A 19,078-nucleotide genomic window follows, 5' to 3' on the forward strand; every position below is an offset into this window, starting at 1 on the left:
TATATTGATTATACGCAGCCCGGTTGCCCCTATCAAAACGCCTATATTGAGCGCTTCAATCGTACGTACCGCCAAGAGGTATTAGATTTATATCTTTTTACGTCGTTGAAGCAAGTTCAACACATCACGGAACACTGGACAACGATTTACAACACCGAAAGACCGCACGATTCACTCAATGACATGACACCCATTGACTATAAATTAACATTATAAATTCTATGTGTGTGGTGTATTAAAGATGGGGTATTTACAGTCGGACTTGAACACAATTCTGTGTAATAGTGCAAGGAATACAAACATTAAAAACAATCCTGCTACAAACTAGGCCCCATTTTCACCTTTATTATCCATCTTTTTGGCTCCAGCTATTTTATGCGAGATTCATTGTCGTGCTAGCTTTGCCAGCGCATAATTCGCTCATCCCTCTAAATAGGAGCCGGCAATGGATCATCAAGATAACCCCGACATGATGCAGCAGCTTTGGTATTTCTTCGAACTTATCGGCAATAAATTCAAGTCCGGCAATGAAATACCTGTTGAACGCATAACGATTACCAGAGAGGAATTTTTGAAGATATTCCCGGAATCCAAAGACAAGATATGACTTTTCACCCCGACGACGTGCGGCGATTTCATGCGACGTCCCAGAAATACCTAAACCTGCCGCTGGCAGGTTTTTATTGGAGGTTTCCAAATGCGAAAAGCTTTGACATTGCAGGAAATTGCAGAGCTTACCGGATTTTCTTACGAGACCATTTACTCCAGAAAAACGAAATGAACGCCTTTCGATTGACCGCCACCAAAAATGGTCATTGGCGGATTTGCCTGAATCTGTTGAAAACCTGTACAAAAAGCGGAAAAATGTGACCTGCGTTGGATTGCAGGTTGACAATGTAGGAAAACGACAATATCACTCTACAAATCCCCCGGATCCGCATATTGGCGGGTTTATCTCGTATCACCAAGCGGAAAAAGAGTTAGGCGCACTACTAAAAGGACAGAAAAACGGCGTAAGAGTAGCACGATAAGCTAAAAGCGTCATTATGGGACCAAGAGCAGCTGGACGTTACCCCAGAATATTCGTTTGAAGAAGCTGCCCTCGAAATGCTAAAAAAATCAGAGGGTCAGCAAGACTATGCAGTAAAGCTCAGGCATGTCGAATACTGGAATGGTATTTTTGCAGGCCGCAGTATTAGCTCTTTAAAATCTGAGGAAGTGTTTAGGAACTTGCCGACCCACTGAATCGGCACAAAGTCCAAGAAACCGAGAAGGCTTAGCAATGCGACCAAGAATCGCTATTTATCATCGATTCGTCGTATTTTCTCGGTAGCCGATGAAATTGGATGATTGGTTAAAGCGCCTAAGCTGTCTGCATTTGAGGAAAATAAGGTCAATATACGTTTGGTTGACAAAAACCGATGCGCGGATTCTGCTTTCCAATATCCAATTGGAATGGATGCACCAAGTATGCCGATTTGCACACACCGGCGCCCACGCCAACGAAATATTGTCACTGACTTGGGATAAGGTTGATATTGATCGAAAGTTGGCATGGGTAACCAATGATCTTGCCAAAAATGGCCGATCACGCCCTATGCCGTTGAACAGTGAAGCAATCGCCCTACTTCAGGAAAGAGAATCAGCCGGGACTGAGCATTGTTTCACGCGCGAAAGTGGCGTGCGTGTGACTCAAGTGGATAAGCGCACGCTAGATCGCGCGGCCATTTTGTCGGGCATCAAACCGCTCAAGTTCCACGATTTGCGTCATACCTGGGCAAGTTGGCATGTCCAATCGGGCACGCCGCTGATGGTGCTCAAGGAATTAGGGGGATGGGAAACTATCGAGATGGTGCAGAAGTATGCCCATTTGGATGCTGGTCATTTGGCAAATTACGTCGATGCGACGGAATTTACGCCACACCAAGGACTCAGACAAAAAAATAGCCGCTTGACGGAGCGGCTAATTTATTGATTTTAAAAACTTACTTTGGTCCCCCCGACTGGACTCGAACCAGTGACCAAAGGATTATGAGTTACCTGTATAGGGTATTTAGGCAGCAATGCTTACATATGCGTCGCCATATTAAACTATAATAATCAATATCTTATGGTTAAACATCACTATATTCAGAAATGCTCAACAATGGCTGTACTGCTTACAACTGCGCTTACATGAAATTTGAAAGCTCTGTTGCTGGGCTTGCCGGGCATACCGGTGACGATAACCACGGTGACCCCAGGTACACATGCGCCAACGATCATATGCATATTTTTCAGAGAGGAATTACGTAAATGGGAACGCTCAAAGCCCTTACAAAACAGGCAATCGAGGCTTTACCCGTACCAGCATCAGGACAACAGTTTTATTGGTATGCCGATCCGAAAGGTTTAGCCGTTAGGGTCACAACCAACGGCTCCAAGAGTTTCATCGTTCAAGGTCGCGTCAATGGCAAGACCTGTAGATATACTATCGGCCCCTGCAATCTACTCGATGCCAGAGAAGCACAAAAGCGAGCACGGAATAGACTATCTGAAATGTACGATGGGTTGAATCCGCAGGTTGAACGCAAACGTCGACAAGCACAGGGCATCACTCTTCAAGAAGTGATGAAAGACTATATTGAAAATAAACGGACTAAACATGGTCCGTTGCGCCCCAGCAGCAAAGCCGACATTATCAAATGCGTTACCAAGACACTGTCTGATTGGGCTGATAAACCTGTGGCTAATATCACGCGGGACGCATGCGTAAAGCGGTTTCGTTTACTATCAGCCACCGCGCCAATAACTGCTAACCAGACCTTTCGTAACTTGCGGGCACTGTGCAATTGGGCTCGTGAATCAAATGTTGCGGCAGATGGCAGTTACCCTATTCTTCCGATTAACCCGGTAGTCCAAGCCTTCAAGAGCGTTCAATGGAACAAGGAAGAATCCAAGGAAGAATTTATACCGCTAAATAAAATCGGGAAAGTGTGGGAACTACTCTCTGAGCGCACCAATACTGAGCGCTATATCCCCGCTGACAATGCCGCAGCTCACCTAGTGATGTTTCTTATATTGACCGGTGCTCGTATTGGAGAAGGATCAGCACTGCGATGGTCAGAGGTCCATTTGGATAGCGAACTGCCCTACTTTGTATTGACGGAAACGAAGAACCATAATGTGGTCACCATTCCCATGAGCACGCAGTTAAAAGCGCTGCTTGATGCCCGTCTTGCTTGTCGTGGAAAAAATGACGAATATGTATTCCCCTCCCGTGCTGGGTCAAAGGTTCCCCACATGCAAGATGCCCGTGGCACCATGCGGCAGGTCAGTGAGATTGCAGGCATGCACCTTCACAACCATGATTTAAGGCGAACCTTTATTGCCATCTGTTTAGAATGCAAAATTGAATTATGGAAGGCTGAAATATTAACGAATCACCTCCCTGCCACTGTTACCCTTAAGCACTACACACAGACTCGCGACCTCCGATATTTGCTGCCCGAAGTGCAAAATGTAGCGGATTGGATCAGCGCTCAGGCTAAAGAGGAAATCAAAAGTTGATCCAACTGTTGTCTATACCCGTATTTCTTGGTATGCTTTTTATTCCAAACAAATAGGAGCCTTTCTGGTTGCCTATCTTGCGCCGCACTGGGGCGCACCCACGAGGAAAATACCAGAGACAGAGCCGGTACAGCAAGGGTGAAAATCCCCCAGGACCCGGACATAGGCCGCTTCTCGTCTGGCCTAATGACAATAAAAATAAACGACATCCATATTCATCTTGCATCTAATGCGAGACTAATGAGGATCACTCATAATGTCAAACCTGTCAACACTCACCCCTTCCGACCGTATCAATCGCCGTCAAGCTGCCGAATATCTCGGTGTCTCAATCAATACCCTTACCTGCTGGGCAAGCGAACGCAAAGGTCCTGCTTTCTATAAGCCCGGTAAGCAGTGCATGTATAAGATTGCCGATCTGGATCAGTTCCTGGAATCGCGGCGTATTTCGTTCGAACAGGTTCCCCTGTAGACCGTGTTCGCTCCGCAAATAATCCAAGCACATCACGTACTTAGCTATTTCGCCTACGTGCCATGTATCAGCCTTGTAAGCCCATCCAAAAAAAAGCCCCGACATAAGCCGGGGCAAGAATGAGCAACCACATTCAGGACAGAAATATGATTGAACCCAGTGTACCGCATGGGACAGAACCCTTGCACCAGTTAGATAGTGAACATACTGACCGAAATACATTACCGCCGATACAGGCCACGCAAGGTAGCGATCAATACCTACACGACACCGACAGCACAAATGCGGCCCCTGTCGCCCCACAGCCCGAGCATATTGCGAGCGCCCCTGAATGGGTAAAGGAACGCAGCGATACCTCAGCACCTGAATCAGATAATGAATGGCTGGAATATAAAATCACCAGCATCCCTCCCCCCGACCTTAGCGGTATTTACTTGAAGGCTGAGCGAATGATACTGCAACAGCAAGCCAACCAATCAGCTAACAAAAAAAATAGTACGGAGATACCTCTATCGGTAACCACAGCACCTAATGAATCATCGATCCAGTGGCCGCCCGGACAAACCGGTAGATTAGCAAAATTCCTTTTCGAGAATAGCTATTCGCCAGTGCCGGAGGTAGCGATTACCGCTGCACTGGGCTTGCTTGCTGGCGTATGCGGTCGCGCATATCGTACCTACACAGGTAAAGACCTGGCACTCTATTTAATCCTTGTCGCACGTAGCGGCATCGGGAAGGACGGTATACACGAAGGCATTCCCGATCTGATAGAACTTTCAGGAATACCCGCAGCGAAATATTTTGTGCGAGGTACAGATTATGTAAGTGGAGAGGCACTGCACAAGGAGCTTCTAACGGCTCCGGGGTTCCTGAATCTGCTGGGAGAGTTTGGGCGCAAACTAAAACGCATGGCAAACCCATCCGATACCCCTATGCAACAGCTACGAACGCTCATAACAAATGCGTTTGGAAAACGGTATCTTGAAGGCAAGGTATACAGCAATTCCGAAAAGAATGTACTTGGAGTGGATTGGCCTGCGCTGTCCCTCCTAGGCGAAACAACTCCCGGGTCGTTCCTGGAATGCTTAACACCTGACATGATGGCAGACGGCTTTATGTCCCGCTTCCTTGTCGTCTCATATGACGGCGGCAGACCGATGCCGAATCCGAGTCGGTCAACATCCCTATCGAATGAAGATTTAGACTCATGGAGGGCGTTAGTATATCAAGCAGTAAAATATCAAAGCCCAATCAACACGCCTCCTCCCTGCATTGTATGTGCGTCAGACGATGCACGTGAAAAGCTAGATTCCTTTGAACGCGATTGCATTGAAAATCTGAACGCAACCGAAGACGAATTTGAACGGCAGGTTTGGAGTCGTGCCCATCTGAAAGCGATGAAAGTGGCTTGCATCCTGGCCGTGTCTGATACTTATTTGCACCCAAAAATTGGAATCGAGCATGTTGCTTGGGCTCTGAATTTGATTCGGCAAGACATTGAGGTCTTTCGGTCTCGCAATCAGAGCGGCGATGTTGGTATTAGTGATGACACTCGTGAACGTAAACTTGTCACATTCATGAGGGACTATATACGGCAGCCCCCTCCCCCTAGCTACAAAATTCCTTCAGGAATGAGGGAAGCCTGTATTGTCCCACGCGGTTATCTACAAACGAAAACATCATCCCTCCCGGCCTTTGCTAACCACAAGCTTGGTGCAAAACGCGCTATGGACGATGCGCTGCACAGCATGCGAGACAACGGTTTCATTATGGAAGTAAAGAATACCGTGCTTTCTGAAAATTATAATTTCCACGGCAAGGCATACCGAATCTTGAAGCTACCGGACTGAATTGATTGAACTGTACGGTCTTATAGTTTAGAAGCCGTTCTTTATGTGAATCGGCCCCAAACGCTTATGCTGTATAGGGTATATGTAAAAGTTAAGAAATTAAGAAATTAATATACACCCTACAATATCTGTATATGTATGACCAGCCGTTTACGTTACAAGCAAGATTTTATATATATGGAGGGGTGGTGCTTAATTTCTTAATTCATTATTCCATCAGTTCATTCTGCGCTGCCAAATGACTACGTGCGATAGATAAACCAGAGGTGAATAATGTTTAGTATCGGGCGGGTGCGTTGTTGGTGGGGTGCGTTGTCGGTGCGTTGTGCTGGAATGCGCACCCCACCGGCCGCAATCAGTACCGAGTCAATAGGCAGGTAGCACCGGCATTTAAAAATCGCACACAGCTGGCGCTATCGGTTGCGCAGTATTCAGTAAACAACCGTGTGGTCCTCACTGCCAGAATCCTGAACAAATAAGTATGAACTACCTGTTCAGCGGACGTATGTAATTGATCAAATTGCGGAATTTGCTTGTTTTTCCCATAATGCAAGCAGTATGTAACTAACAAGTCAACTTTGGAGATAAAGCAATGTCCCTTGAAATCAATACCGCCGTCAGCCCCTCATTCCATCCAGAAAACGTTAAGAAGATTGACGGATACAACGAAACCAGCGCTCCCTATTTGGGTCCAGCAGAAGAGTTGATGCAAGACACCTATAACACCCTCGGCAAGCTGCACGAAGCTCGCAAGGTAGCATCAAAGAACCCAACATGGAACGAACAACAGCAAATCCTTCACGTCAGCGATACTGCACTTTCGCAGCAGCTTCGTCTTACCAAAAAATTCGATAGCGCGGTCGCCACGATGGACAAGCAGATCAAGAGCATGGACGAGATGCTCACTTCACCTTTAGTGCAGAAAGCAGGCACGGGGAATTTGAACACAGAGATTCGCAAGCATGTGGCAAGCATGGATATTAATGGTCGTTATAAATTCTTGCGACAAGCAATTGACAAGAATGACGTAACGACCCTTACCGCTCTGCTCGGTGCGCCCTCATACCTAAGCGGCATGTCTGATACCGAGCATTCAATTTATACCCGTCAATATCATGAAATGGTAAGCCCCGATACTGCCCAGCGGTTAAAAGCCCTTCGTAATGCTAAAGACTACCTCGAAAAACGTGGCTCCGCTCTTTTATTGGAGATTGAAAAAGCAATGGGATCAAACTGGAGACAGGTAGCTTCAATTCGAGAGGCGCATTCAAAAGCAACACAAGCGCTCAACCTGTGATCGCACAAAGACAGACACTTATCACAAGGACGACATGACCAGCACGAAGCCAAAACCTCCCAATAACGACCTCGTACAGCCGGAGTGGTTGAAGAATTTCAAACCAGTTCCCGTCACCGGCAATGAGCAGTGGCAAAAGGGTATGCGGTCGCCGAACCCAAAAGGTAGGCCCAAAGGCGTTATCGACAAGCGCGCCAGACTCGCATATCGAATGATGGAAAACGCTGGTGGCATTGTAGATAAGATGGTGGAGCAGGCACTGGAAGGTGACGCGCAAGCGGCGGCGCTGATCCTGACCCGTGTAATGCCTGCCCTGCGTGCGCAGACTGAACGGGTTGAATTTAATCTGAACGTAGCAGCACCCATTGCGAAACAGGTAGAGCAGGTACTGGATGCTATTTCCCGTGGATTAATCGCCTCAGATGTAGCAAAGCAGATTATCGACGCGATTGGCACATTGGGGCAAATTCGATCCACTGAAGAACTTGAAGCCCGTATTGCGGCATTGGAAAACAAGGAATAATTATGATTAACGTGTGGTCAAAAAACAAAACGAACCGTGTGACACTATTTGAAGCACAACCGACCGATAGTGTGGTTATGGTACAGGTGGACGATGACCGGTCGTATATGCATATCTCACAACACGCTGACGCTATTAAAGAAGCGTTGCAAATCGCCGATCAAAGAACGAGACACCAGATAAACGTCATACCCTTAGACGTAGACCGCTTTATAGAATTAAAAACGGGCAAGCCAGCAAAAGATTTCCAATTGTCCCTGACGCCTGATGAGCGCGAAGAGCTGCGACTTTTGGCTATTGATGCATGCAAGGACGTGCTTAAGAATTGCCCGGACCAAGACCTGCGAGTTAAAGCGGCAAACACTCTTATTGAACTTGGAGTTTTCCAATGAACGAAGATATTAAAAACGCCCTTACCGAATCTGATCGTAAAGCGTTAGTACAACGGCATTTTGACGTAGCGTATGAACAACTGATTATGCGCGAACTAAATTTTTTAGCCGCCCTGGAGCTTGGACAACGACTGACAGCGCTGGACAGCGCTGGACAGCACAGAGCATGACCACAAGTAATATCCGCACTCTGCTCGCTCGCGTTAAACGATTGGAACATATTGCGAATCCGGTTTCGGAGTCCATGTATATGGAAACTGCCCACAGTTTTGACGAAGCAATTGCAAACGGCAGTATGTGCGCAACAGATGGCCCTATTATCCGCGACTGTGTTCTTATGTGGTTACGGGACCCTGCCAAGTACGGCTTGATAGGAAGACGATTCAGTTAAAGGCACCAACGGCACCGACGGCCGCCAACGTGGTCAAGCACACCGACCCACGCTAAATATATCGGATGCTGCTAGGGCAAGGAGCCACAGTTTTTACTCTCCTTTCTTTGTGACCTAGCCTTCAACGCCCCGCAATTTCCATTCCGGGGCGTTGTCGTATGTACGGCTGCGGGACGATAGCGGGCGACACAGGCGGCGATCACCACACACTCAGTACCTGCACATAAGCAGCGCCGTACAGCAGCATATGTGCAAGGTGTTATTAAACTTTAATGGGGCCGAACATGCCTGTGTAAATAAGAGCATTCCAAACCTTTTTTATAGCCTGCCCAGTTTCTTGGTTCACAAATAGTGATGAACGGCTGCCATGAGGGTTACCTAAAAAATAACTACGCATGGTCTCCCACGTCTCCGCAACCTCAGACCAGCGCCAACACGGTAACTCTTGCTCTAAGATCAATGGCATCGCTATAGACAGAGGAATCATTCTATCCATCGGAAGGGGCTTTTCCCAATTACAAGTGACAAGTATTGGAGTTGCGGTAGGATTATAAAATTGAACATCCAATTTTTCCGCCGTAATTGAAGCAACATGGTGCCGGTGCAAGTCATTTACCGAATCAATAACTTCCTGACCATCCCCATAGGGACATGTAATAAATCCATTAACAAAATATCGTGTGTGGTCTAGACCTTTATAGCCGCATCGGTCGCTAGGTAACGTCTGCGGGGAGTGAGCATTATGATTTCTAACTAAAGGATGCCACGTTGGGTAGCTATCTATAACAGGCCCGCATCTATCAACAATGTCTGCAAATGCGTCTTTGCTGCGCTGTCTTTCAGCCTCGCTCGCATCCCGCGCTCGCGGAATTAAATAATTCTCTGCTTCATGATAATTTGCTTGCGCAGCTTCGTCTGCTCTAAATGCCATGATTTGCCTCATTTCCAATAAAGTAAAATCATGATATCACAATATTACGCACAATAAATACATTTCATGCGTAATCATATAGTTTAATGTGAAAACAGGAATATAAATTCAGGTGTCGATGAACGGGTAACATCAAATTAGTTCGTCTTAAATGCTAACCACATGAATTCAAGGGAATTACTATTTCCAACATTAAATATGTACTTGATATGTAAGCAAAGCGTTCAGAACGGTATATCTTCGTCAAAGCTGAATGCGTCCTTCACCGGAGGTAATGCACCGTTCGGTAAGGGTAAATTAGTCACAATAAAAAGATTAAGTATGTCGTCACGATCCATGAACATGATCTGTGATCGTTTAGTCGCATCGAGGTGATTTCCCAACCAATTCCTTGCCTGTTTTGTTATCTCACCTCCAGCAACGATAAATGCGTGATCAACCAATACGCGACGGTTAAATTCGGGGTCGAATATTTCATGTCCCAACATCATAGTAACTTGGTTCAAAATCTCACCAATATTCCTAGACCCTTCTTTACCCATGCCCGCAGAATCAAGTTTCCCCTTCTTGGCTTGAATACCAAAATACAAGACATGTAGAGTTGGTAGCGTATATTTCATCCATATATCTTTACCATATTCTAAGGCTTTGTCCTTGTGACCAGCAGCAGTAATCCGGTGAAAACCCAGTTGCCGAAATAGCGGCAGCAATATTTCTTCAATTAGTTCGTCTTCTGAACACTTTTCAAGATACACAATTAGTTGATCACGGCGAGTCGACTCTGCCGGTGTCAACGGGCGATGTGGGTTAGCAGGCTGAGCAATAGTGTTCGTAGCGATGTGACGTAGCTGCCCTACTCCGTGATTATCATAAAAGGCCTCCCAACCTTCACGAGCAAGGACAATATTAATTGCTGAAAGAGCAGCACTTCTGTCTGGATCGCCATCTTGAGCCTCCCCTTTATCCAGAACCGAGCGTATTATTCGCACGAATGCATCGGGAGGACTTGAAGGCCCCGTATGGGGCATCGCCAACACCTCCTCCAACCTCTCTGCTACCCATATTCGCCGAGTGGAGCCATCATGAACAAACTCAAGATCGCAATCCTGAAAAAACTCGGTAATATAGGTGCTCGAACGATAGTGAAAGTGGTCCGCATCGCCACATATAATGTTCGCCAATTCTCGAAGGTTCCTACTTTTCCATTTCATAGCCGCGAGCCCGCTCTAAACACGAATAGCTCTATTGTGACATCTGTTTGCTAACGAAACTAGATATTACTGTCAATAAGTATGCATCCCCGATTTTTATATGCATCGAGCATAACGGTCGTGGCATAAATACACAGGTTTAAACCCTAGCGACAGCAACAAAACGGCTTACATAGTGCTTACTTACAGGCTAGGCAAAGAAAAAGCCGCTTATGTGAGCGGCTTTAACATACTGATAAATAAGGTATTTTTTGGTCCCCCCGGCTGGACTCGAACCAGCGACCAAAGGATTATGAGTCCTCTGCTCTAACCAACTGAGCTACAGGGGGTATCCATTATTTTGGCCGCCTGTCAGACTACCTTGTGTAAAAACACCTGACATATGCGGCCAATTTTCTGGCAGTTTCCTGCCCACCACTCCTTAAACCGAAACCCGCACAAACCAAATCGTTTCAACGACCCGACCGTGCGGCCTTCCAATTTAATTACTGGTTTTCAAGAAAGCTTTTAAGTTTATCAGCTCTGCTTGGATGACGCAACTTACGCAGGGCCTTGGCTTCTATCTGACGGATCCGCTCGCGGGTCACGTCAAACTGTTTACCCACCTCTTCCAGCGTCTGGTCTGAGCTGATACCAATGCCAAAACGCATGCGCAGCACTTTGGCTTCGCGTGGCGTCAGGGAATCCAGCACTTCCTTGAAGGCATCGCGCATGGAACCATACAACGCGTTGTCTGATGGTGCCAGTGTGGCATTGTCTTCAATGAAGTCGCCCAGATGCGAATCATCGTCGTCACCAATCGGCGTTTCCATGGAAATGGGCTCTTTGGCGATTTTGAGGATTTTGCGGATCTTCTCTTCGGGCATATCCATTTTCTGCGCCAAAGTTGCCGGATCCGGCTCTGTACCCGTTTCCTGCAGGATCTGACGGTTGATACGGTTCATCTTGTTGATGGTTTCAATCATATGAACCGGGATACGGATCGTGCGCGCCTGGTCAGCGATCGAACGCGTAATGGCCTGGCGAATCCACCATGTGGCATAGGTCGAGAATTTGTAGCCGCGACGGTATTCGAACTTGTCTACCGCTTTCATCAAGCCGATATTGCCTTCCTGGATCAGATCCAGAAATTGCAAGCCGCGGTTGGTGTATTTCTTCGCAATGGAAATTACCAGACGCAGGTTGGCCTCGATCATTTCACGCTTGGCTTTCTTGGCCTTGGCTTCACCAGTAACCATGCGCTTGTTCACGTCTTTCAGATCTTTGAGAGGCAGAACAACGGTATTTTCCAGGTCGATCAGTTTTTGCTGAATTTCATGGATATCAGGAATGGAGCGCTCAAGCGTCTCTGCGTAGGCAGCGTTCTTGTTAACTTCTTCCTGCACCCAGTTCAAGTTGGTTTCCTGGCCGGGAAAGACTTTGATGAAGTAAGAGCGTGGCATGCCGACGCGGTCAACGCAGGTGTGCAGGATGGCGCGCTCAAGCTGACGCACTTCCTCTACCTGGGTGCGCAACGTATCTGCCAGACGCTCAACCATTTTAGCGGTAAAGCGCACGCCCATGAGTTCTTCAAGGATAGCTTCCTGGGCACGAATATAGTCAGGCGTGCGATAGCCACCTTGCTCGTAGACGCTGCGCATTTTACCGAACCATTTTTCAACGGAATCGAATTTTTGCAGCGCCTGCTGACGCAGCGTTTCGAGTTGCTTGCTGCTCATGCCGCCGGCTGGACCGTCGTCGCCCTCTTCGTCTTCCTGTACGCCAGAGCCGGCATATTCCTCGCCGTCTTCAGTGACCAGGCCATCGACGATTTCGTCAATTTGCGCCTGGCCATCACGCACGCGCTGGATGTGATTCAGGATTTCCTGGATTGTCGTGGGGCACGCAGCAATGGCCATGACCATATGCTTGAGGCCTTCTTCGATGCGTTTGGCAATCTCGATCTCGCCTTCGCGGGTCAGCAGTTCAACCGTGCCCATCTCGCGCATATACATGCGGACAGGGTCGGTGGTGCGGCCAAAGTCGGAATCTACCGTGGTAAGCGCCGCTTCGGCTTCGTCTTCTACGTCATCATCCGATGAGGCAACAGGCGCGTTGTCGCTGAGCAGCAAGGCTTCTGCGTCGGGCGCCTGGTCGTAGACAGAAATGCCCATGTCGCTGAAGGTGCTGATGATGCCGTCAATGGCCTCTGCATCTACCAGGTCGTCGGGAAGATGGTCATTGATCTCGCCGTAGGTGAGATAACCTCGCTCTTTACCGAGCTTGATAAGCAATTTGAGACGGTTGCGGCGGGCTTCCTGTTCTTCAGGCGAGACGGGGCCGCGGCTTGATACCTCTTTGGCATCTTTCGCACCCCGTTTGCCACGTTTGGCAGGTTTGAAATCGGGCACCTCTTCCACTTCGCCATCTTCAGCCTCAAGGAATTCGTCGTCTTCGTCGTTGTTTTTGTTTTTCGACGGACGCCCTGGCTTGCGGCCTGTGCCAACCTTAGGCTTGCGTTTACCGGCTTTTTCCCGATTCTGATCGGTATCTTCCAGATCCAGGTCTTTATCGTCAAGATCAGCTTTTGCCTTTGCTGCCTTGGAGGCAGCCGCTTTGGCGGGGACCTTTTTGACAGCAGGACGCGCCGAGGTTGTTTTGGCAACCGCTTGCGCAGCAGCCTTGGTCGCTTTAACGGGCTTGGCTTCTGCCTGCGCGACGGTCGCAGTTTTGCTGGCCGGCACTTTTGTTCCGGGTTTGGCCGAAGGCGCTGACTTGGTTACTTTTGCAGCAGTATCTTTCACATTCATTTCCGGTTTGGCGGCCTTACTGACTTTGCCTGTGGCCGCCGTTTTTTTCACTGAAGGACTTGCCTTGCTCTCTGCTGGCGCCGTTTTGCCTTTTTTCAGGGCAGAAGTTGCTGGCGCCGTGGTTTTCGAAGAAGACTTTGCGGTCATTTTCTTAACTGCTGTCTTGGGAGAAGTTGGTTTACTACTGGATTTGGTCATAGTCAGTTCCGGCAATCTCAGATCAACACAAACAAAAACAACGAAACCACGCACTGCTTTACCGCTTGTTATTTTTTATTTAAGCAGCATAAGGAGGCGCATATTAAGAGACGAGCAAACTTTACATTATACACGAGTATTTTTACAACCCTTATTTTAACAGCCTGATACGGGCATTGATTGCCATGTATCGTTCGCGATCCGATGCTGTTTTCAAGCCACCTGCCACAAGATTTTCTTTATCCTGATTCAGGCGCTCGAACTCAATTTTGCGCAGTGCATCATTCCACTCTGCGGCGGGATCGGGTAAGGCTTCTTCATCAAAAGCGTCGATTGTCAGACCAGTCAGCATGTTGGCTATTTCGGAGCCCGGTTCGGCGCGTTGTATAAGCGCCGCAAGATGTGTTGCCTGGGTGGTCTGCGCAAAGGCTATAAATTCCCTTACATAAGCAAACTGGGGGCTAAACCCCAAAACTTCAAGCTGTTGGTCCGTAATTTTATGGACCAGCTCCAAATGCGAGGCCAGCAATTTGATAAGCCTGCGGGCCAAAGGCGTTACTTGGCGCGTCCCGCGACGACTGCCTGAGCGCCCGAAACGGGCCGCTGGCCTGGTGTTGGCCGATGCTGGCGCCGCATCAAACGGGGAGCCAAAAGGAGAACCAAAGGGCGAGCCGTCTTGCGCCGCATCCTGGCTTTTGGGCAGTGCGTCCGGAAGAGACTTTTGCCAGTCCTGGCGTTTCTGCGCCGCTTCTTCAAAGCGCGCCAGATCGGTCAACAGTTCAGCAGAGGTCAGCGACACCAGCTTGGCAAAATCGTTTTCAATTTGCGTGCGAATTCCTGAAGCCGGTATTGCCGATATAAGTGGCCTGGCCTCGTGCAGGCAGGCTGCCCTGCCCTCGGCCTCGCTCAGGTTGTGGCGGGAAGCCAGCTCTTCAAGCAGGAATGTGGACAACACGCGCGACTGGGCAAGTTCCTTGCGGAACGCTTCGGGGCCCACATCACGCACAAAGGAGTCGGGATCGTGGTCATTCGGCAGAAACAGGAACCGCAAGGACACATCATCGCGCAGAAATGGCAAGCAGACATTCAGGGCTTTCCAGGCCGCGCGACGACCGGCACCGTCGCCATCAAAGCTGAAAACGATGCGATCGCTGGCGCGCAGCAATTTCTGGATATGCGTTGGGGTGGTCGCGGTACCCAGGGTCGCGACGGCAAAGCCGATGCCTTGTTGCGCCAGTCCCACCACGTCCATGTAGCCTTCAACAACCAGCACGCAGCCTTCCTGCCGGATGCCCTGGCGGTTTTCCCAAAGCCCGTAAAGCTCCTGACCTTTGTTAAACAGCGGTGTCTCGGGCGAATTGAGGTACTTGGGTTCACCCTTGCCGATGATTCGGCCTCCAAAACCGATCAGATTCCCTTTCGCATTGAAGATGGGAAACATGACTCGTTCACGGAAGCGATCATAGCGGCGACCATCATCGGATTCGATAACCAGGCCCGCCTCGGTCAACAAGGGATCATCGTAATTATCGAAGACCTGTTTGAGTCCGCTGCGGTCATGACCCGACCATCCCAAGCCGAACAGCTTGGCTGTTTTGCCGGTAATGCCCCGTTGTTTAAGGTAAGCAATGGCCTCCTGACTTTCGCGCAGCAGCGTGAGATAACGCGCCTGCGCTTTTTCAAGAACCTGTTGATGACGATTGACTTGTGCCTTTTGTTCGCGTGCGCGCACCTGTTGCTGAGGGCTGCGCTGCTCTTCGGGCACGACCATGCCTACATTGGCCGCAAGGGAGCGCACCGCTTCGGGGAACGAAGCCCCGGTGTGTTCCATGAGGAATGTGATGGCGGTACCGTGCGCGCCGCAACCGAAACAGTGATAGAACTGTTTGGTGGGACTAACGGTAAAGGAAGGCGATTTTTCGTTGTGAAAGGGGCAAAGGCCGAGTAAATTCGCTCCGCCCTTTCTAAGTTGAACGTACTTGCCAACGACGTCGACGACATCGACCCGTGCCAGCAAGTCCTGAACAAAGCTGTCAGGAATCAACTTGGCACATTAATACATGCGTGGAGGCAACTGCTGGCTACGGATACGTTTGTAGTGACGTTTAACCGCGGCAGCGTGCTTGCGTTTGCGCTCTGCTGTTGGTTTTTCGTAGAATTCGCGTGAGCGCAGTTCTGTCAGCAGACCGGTTTTTTCAATAGTGCGCTTGAAGCGGCGAAGTGCGGCTTCAAATGGCTCGTTTTCTTTTAAGCGTACGTTAGGCATGAATTGTAGGCGTGTTCTTTAAAATTGGAAGAAAAAATCTTGAATAATCAGGGATTCTAGCACAAATCCTTAGGATTGTGTACCTTTTCTCACCCAGGCTTCCAGCTGATGAGGCCGCAAGCTGTCGTAATCTTCAAACGGCTGGTGAATCCAGGGGTTGGTAGGCAGTTTTTCGATATAGTAATCGGGTTCGATCTTGGCGTGGCCTTTCCACCACAAAACGGCTGAACGCAGCTCTGTGATTGCCGGATATTGCGTCACCAGGTGGTCCTCGACCCGGGCAAAAGTCAGGCCAGTATCGACCATATCGTCTACCAGCAAGACACGGCCATCCAGTGTGCCGCGCGTGATCGTAATGAATTTGGCAATATCCAGCTGCCCCTGTACGGTGCCGGCGGCTTCCCGATAGCTGCTTGTGGCAAGAATGCCCAGCGGCACATCGAATATACGGGAAAGCACATCACCCACCCGCACGCCACCTCGTGCCAGGCACACGATCTTGTCAAATTTCCAGCCCGATTGATGCACGATAAGCGCGAGTCGCTCGATCAACCGGTGATATTCATCCCAGCTGATCCACAAATGTTTGTCAGAATTTCCTGGCGCACTCATATTGTCTCGTCCTTCAGTCCGGCTGGTCCAGGAATGGGTGGCGACGCAAAATGGTTTCCATGCGATCAGGACCGGTGGAAATAACGTCGACGGGCACTTCGCAGATTTCTTCGATCCGCGTCAGGAAACGGCGAGCGTTTTCCGGCAGTTTATCGTATTCTTTGACGCCAACGGTAGAATCGGTCCAGCCCGGCATGGTTTCCAGAATCGGTTCTGCTTTTTCCACAGCCTTGTAGCCATAGGGCAACAGGTCAACTTTCTTGCCATCAATCATGTAGCCGGTACACAGGCCGATCGTTTCAAGGCCGTCCAGCACATCAAGCTTGGTCACGCACAACCCGCTAATACCGTTGATAATGACTGAGCGCTTGAGGGCGGCGCCATCGAACCAGCCGCAACGACGCGCACGTCCGGTAACGGCGCCAAACTCATTGCCGACTTTGGCAATATGGGCGCCCACTTCATCCATCAGCTCGGTCGGGAACGGACCCGAACCCACGCGCGTGGTGTACGCCTTGGTGATGCCCAGGACGTAGTTCAGGCGTTGCGGGCCTACACCGGCACCAGCCGATGCCGCGCCGGCGATACAGTTGCTGCTGGTAACGAAGGGATAAGTGCCGTGATCGACATCCAGCAAAGCGCCCTGCGCGCCTTCGAACAAGAGTTGTTGGCCTTCTTTCTGTGCCTGGTACAACAGCGCCGAGACGTCTGCCACCATGGGCCTGATGACTGGGGCAAGCGCCAGCGCCTGGTTTTTTACTTCGTCAAAAGAGACCGGTTCGGCGCCCAGGTACTGGGTAAGAATGAAGTTGTGGTATTCCAGCACTTCCTTGAGTTTTTCATCAAAGACGTCAAGATCGTACAGATCCTGAACGCGCAAGGCGCGACGGGCTACCTTGTCTTCGTAGGCTGGACCAATACCGCGACCGGTGGTGCCAATCTTGTTGTCACCTTTGCGCGCTTCACGCGCCTGGTCTACTGCCACATGGTATGGCAGGATTAGCGGGCATGCTTCGGAAATGCGCAAGCGGCTGCGCACGTCCAGACCGGCCGCTTCAAGTTCTTCAATTTCCTTCAAGAGGGCTTCGGGCGACAGCACCACGCCGTTGCCGATATAGCAAATGGCATGAGGGTGCATAATGCCTGACGGAATGAGCCGCAGGACGGTACGTTTGCCATTGATCCAAAGGGTATGACCGGCATTGTGGCCGCCCTGAAAGCGGACAACGCCCTGCGCTGACTCGGCCAGCCAGTCAACAATCTTCCCCTTGCCTTCGTCACCCCATTGGGTGCCAATTACCACTACGTTCTTGCTCATAAAAGTGACTTTGTACAAAAGTTCATCTTATTCCTGCCGAAAAGATATCCGCAGGACCCGATTAGTTGGCGCTTTTCAGCACCCATTGACCGTTATCGCAAACCAGCTCACGGTCGAAAACAAATTCATCAATACTTTGCGTGGTGCCCGGAAAAAACTGCACCACAACATTCCCTTCCTGTCGAAGCTGGCGAATTTTTTCACCCAACGCAGGATCCGAATCCCACGGAGCACACACAGCCCGCGACGGTTCGGCCGGCGCCAGACCGGCAGAGACCTTGCGCAAATCCAGGCTAAAGCCGGTTGCCGCCCGCGCGCGTCCAAAGGAGGCACCGGCATTATCGTAACGGCCACCGCGAACAATGGCCTCTGGCCAGCCGCGTCCAAAAATGGCAAAACTGACGCCAGAATGATAGTCGTAGCCTTTGACATCGGCAAGGTCAACCCCCACCGCGGTGCACTTGAGCGCATCGACCAGCGTGCGCAAAGCTTGCAGCGCGGCGCGGATGCCCGGCAGATCGGGCAGGACCGATGCGGCCTCGTCCAGCACACCGACGTCGCCATAAAGCGACGGCAGACGGATTAGCGCCGTTGCGATATTGTCGGGCACACCGGGTGTGGCCTGAACCAGTTGACGCAACCCTGGCACGTCTTTTTCCTTGAGCAGCGACAGCACTTCGCCGGCCTGCGCCTGCAGGCCTGCCGCCTCGATAAGCGCGCGCGAGACACCCGGATGATTCAGATCCAGGCTGGCATTCTGAATACCGGCCAGAGCAAGACTTTCGAGCGCCAACTCGATAACCTGCAAATCTGCTTCATAGCCGGCATGACCATAGATTTCGGCACCAATCTGCAGCAACTCGCGGTCTGCCAGCAAGCCCGAAGGCCGGGCATGCAGCACACTACCACAATAACAAAGCCGGGCCACTCCTTCACGATTGAGCAAATGCGCATCGATGCGCGCAACCTGCGAGGTCATGTCGGCTCGCACCCCCATGGTACGGCCAGAGAGCTGATCCACCAGTTTATTGGTTTGCAGCTTCAGATCCTGGCTGTTACCGACGAACAGCGAATCGGTATATTCAACCAGCGGCGGCGCAACCAGTTCAAAACCGCAGTTGCGATATAAATCGAGCATTGCGCGGCGCAGTTCTTCGATCCGGCGCGCTTCTGCGGGCAGAATATCGGATAGGTGTTCAGGAAGGAGCCAGTTGCTTGTCGTCATGTCCGAAAATGGGGAAACCAAATAAAAATGCGACCCGGTTGCGTAAGCAGCCGA

At 50.0% G+C, this 19,078-nt stretch carries 20 protein-coding genes and 1 tRNA gene; 12 read left to right on the forward strand and 9 right to left on the reverse strand.

Annotation, left to right across the window (positions count from 1 at the left end; genetic code table 11):
• The 11 genes from CAP48_RS12455 to CAP48_RS20235 form a co-directional block, all read left to right on the forward strand.
• Window positions 1-216 (forward strand): integrase core domain-containing protein (locus CAP48_RS12455; RefSeq protein ID WP_153045698.1); only part of this gene is annotated, 216 nt, incomplete at its 5' end.
• A 229-nt stretch (window positions 217-445) separates the two neighbouring features.
• Window positions 446-607: a hypothetical protein gene (locus CAP48_RS20230; RefSeq protein WP_161495251.1), complete on the forward strand. Its 162-nt coding sequence runs from the start codon at window positions 446-448 to the stop codon at window positions 605-607.
• Between the two features lie 118 nt (window positions 608-725).
• Window positions 726-1,031 (forward strand): hypothetical protein, encoded by a 306-nt coding sequence (locus CAP48_RS20085; RefSeq protein WP_153045699.1) that lies wholly within the window; start codon window positions 726-728, stop codon window positions 1,029-1,031.
• 377 nt (window positions 1,032-1,408) lie between these two features.
• Complete coding sequence (locus CAP48_RS12465; protein WP_161495252.1) at window positions 1,409-1,975, forward strand: site-specific integrase; 567 nt, start codon at window positions 1,409-1,411, stop codon at window positions 1,973-1,975.
• Window positions 1,976-2,295: 320 nt separating this feature from the next.
• On the forward strand, window positions 2,296-3,549 hold the full coding sequence (locus CAP48_RS12470) for an integrase family protein (RefSeq protein WP_100697210.1): 1,254 nt from the start codon (window positions 2,296-2,298) through the stop codon (window positions 3,547-3,549).
• Between the two features lie 256 nt (window positions 3,550-3,805).
• Window positions 3,806-4,021 carry a helix-turn-helix domain-containing protein gene (locus CAP48_RS12475; protein ID WP_100697212.1) on the forward strand — a complete coding sequence of 72 codons (216 nt, stop codon included), beginning with the start codon at window positions 3,806-3,808 and terminating at the stop codon, window positions 4,019-4,021.
• A gap of 146 nt (window positions 4,022-4,167) precedes the next feature.
• A complete protein-coding gene (locus tag CAP48_RS12480) occupies window positions 4,168-5,871 on the forward strand; it encodes a DUF3987 domain-containing protein (RefSeq protein ID WP_161495253.1) in 1,704 nt (567 codons plus the stop codon).
• Window positions 5,872-6,463: 592 nt separating this feature from the next.
• The gene (locus tag CAP48_RS12485) at window positions 6,464-7,168 is read left to right on the forward strand and encodes a hypothetical protein (RefSeq protein ID WP_100697216.1); all 705 of its coding nucleotides are present in this window, start codon (window positions 6,464-6,466) and stop codon (window positions 7,166-7,168) included.
• 34 nt (window positions 7,169-7,202) lie between these two features.
• The gene (locus tag CAP48_RS12490) at window positions 7,203-7,691 is read left to right on the forward strand and encodes a DUF5681 domain-containing protein (protein ID WP_197707272.1); all 489 of its coding nucleotides are present in this window, start codon (window positions 7,203-7,205) and stop codon (window positions 7,689-7,691) included.
• A 2-nt stretch (window positions 7,692-7,693) separates the two neighbouring features.
• The gene (locus tag CAP48_RS12495; RefSeq protein ID WP_100697218.1) at window positions 7,694-8,083 is read left to right on the forward strand and encodes a hypothetical protein; all 390 of its coding nucleotides are present in this window, start codon (window positions 7,694-7,696) and stop codon (window positions 8,081-8,083) included.
• Window positions 8,080-8,253: a hypothetical protein gene (locus CAP48_RS20235; RefSeq protein WP_161495254.1), complete on the forward strand. Its 174-nt coding sequence runs from the start codon at window positions 8,080-8,082 to the stop codon at window positions 8,251-8,253. The genes CAP48_RS12495 and CAP48_RS20235 overlap by 4 nt, the downstream gene beginning before the upstream one ends.
• A gap of 483 nt (window positions 8,254-8,736) precedes the next feature.
• Here the strand turns inward: CAP48_RS20235 and CAP48_RS12500 are convergent, their stop codons facing one another.
• From CAP48_RS12500 to rpoD, 4 genes are all read right to left on the reverse strand, one after another.
• Window positions 8,737-9,405, reverse strand: coding sequence for a hypothetical protein (locus CAP48_RS12500; RefSeq protein ID WP_100697220.1), 669 nt, complete (start codon window positions 9,403-9,405; stop codon window positions 8,737-8,739).
• 224 nt (window positions 9,406-9,629) lie between these two features.
• The gene (locus CAP48_RS12505; RefSeq protein WP_242444478.1) at window positions 9,630-10,586 is read right to left on the reverse strand and encodes a restriction endonuclease; all 957 of its coding nucleotides are present in this window, start codon (window positions 10,584-10,586) and stop codon (window positions 9,630-9,632) included.
• A gap of 282 nt (window positions 10,587-10,868) precedes the next feature.
• A tRNA-Ile gene (locus CAP48_RS12510) sits at window positions 10,869-10,945 on the reverse strand.
• A gap of 156 nt (window positions 10,946-11,101) precedes the next feature.
• Window positions 11,102-13,405, reverse strand: coding sequence for an RNA polymerase sigma factor RpoD (gene rpoD / locus CAP48_RS12515; RefSeq protein ID WP_100697329.1), 2,304 nt, complete (start codon window positions 13,403-13,405; stop codon window positions 11,102-11,104).
• Here rpoD and CAP48_RS20310 point away from each other — a divergent pair.
• A complete protein-coding gene (locus CAP48_RS20310) occupies window positions 13,371-13,763 on the forward strand; it encodes a hypothetical protein (protein ID WP_192871334.1) in 393 nt (130 codons plus the stop codon). The two genes, rpoD and CAP48_RS20310, sit on opposite strands and share 35 nt — an antisense overlap.
• On the opposite strand, the gene dnaG is transcribed toward CAP48_RS20310, so the two are convergent.
• The 5 genes from dnaG to CAP48_RS12540 all read right to left on the reverse strand — a co-directional run bounded on the left by dnaG (window position 13,755) and on the right by CAP48_RS12540 (window position 19,024).
• Window positions 13,755-15,647 (reverse strand): DNA primase, encoded by a 1,893-nt coding sequence (gene dnaG / locus CAP48_RS12520; RefSeq protein WP_100697224.1) that lies wholly within the window; start codon window positions 15,645-15,647, stop codon window positions 13,755-13,757. The two genes, CAP48_RS20310 and dnaG, sit on opposite strands and share 9 nt — an antisense overlap.
• A gap of 9 nt (window positions 15,648-15,656) precedes the next feature.
• A complete protein-coding gene (rpsU, locus tag CAP48_RS12525; RefSeq protein WP_014750883.1) occupies window positions 15,657-15,869 on the reverse strand; it encodes a 30S ribosomal protein S21 in 213 nt (70 codons plus the stop codon).
• Between the two features lie 69 nt (window positions 15,870-15,938).
• A complete protein-coding gene (locus CAP48_RS12530; RefSeq protein WP_100697226.1) occupies window positions 15,939-16,481 on the reverse strand; it encodes a phosphoribosyltransferase in 543 nt (180 codons plus the stop codon).
• A gap of 13 nt (window positions 16,482-16,494) precedes the next feature.
• Window positions 16,495-17,799: an adenylosuccinate synthase gene (locus CAP48_RS12535; protein WP_100697228.1), complete on the reverse strand. Its 1,305-nt coding sequence runs from the start codon at window positions 17,797-17,799 to the stop codon at window positions 16,495-16,497.
• A gap of 61 nt (window positions 17,800-17,860) precedes the next feature.
• Window positions 17,861-19,024 carry an ATP phosphoribosyltransferase regulatory subunit gene (locus tag CAP48_RS12540; protein ID WP_100697230.1) on the reverse strand — a complete coding sequence of 388 codons (1,164 nt, stop codon included), beginning with the start codon at window positions 19,022-19,024 and terminating at the stop codon, window positions 17,861-17,863.
• Window positions 19,025-19,078: the final 54 nt, after the last annotated feature.

Origin of the sequence: Advenella sp. S44, assembly GCF_002810445.1 — a bacterium.
In the GTDB taxonomy this organism is placed as follows: Bacteria; Pseudomonadota; Gammaproteobacteria; order Burkholderiales; family Burkholderiaceae_B; genus Advenella.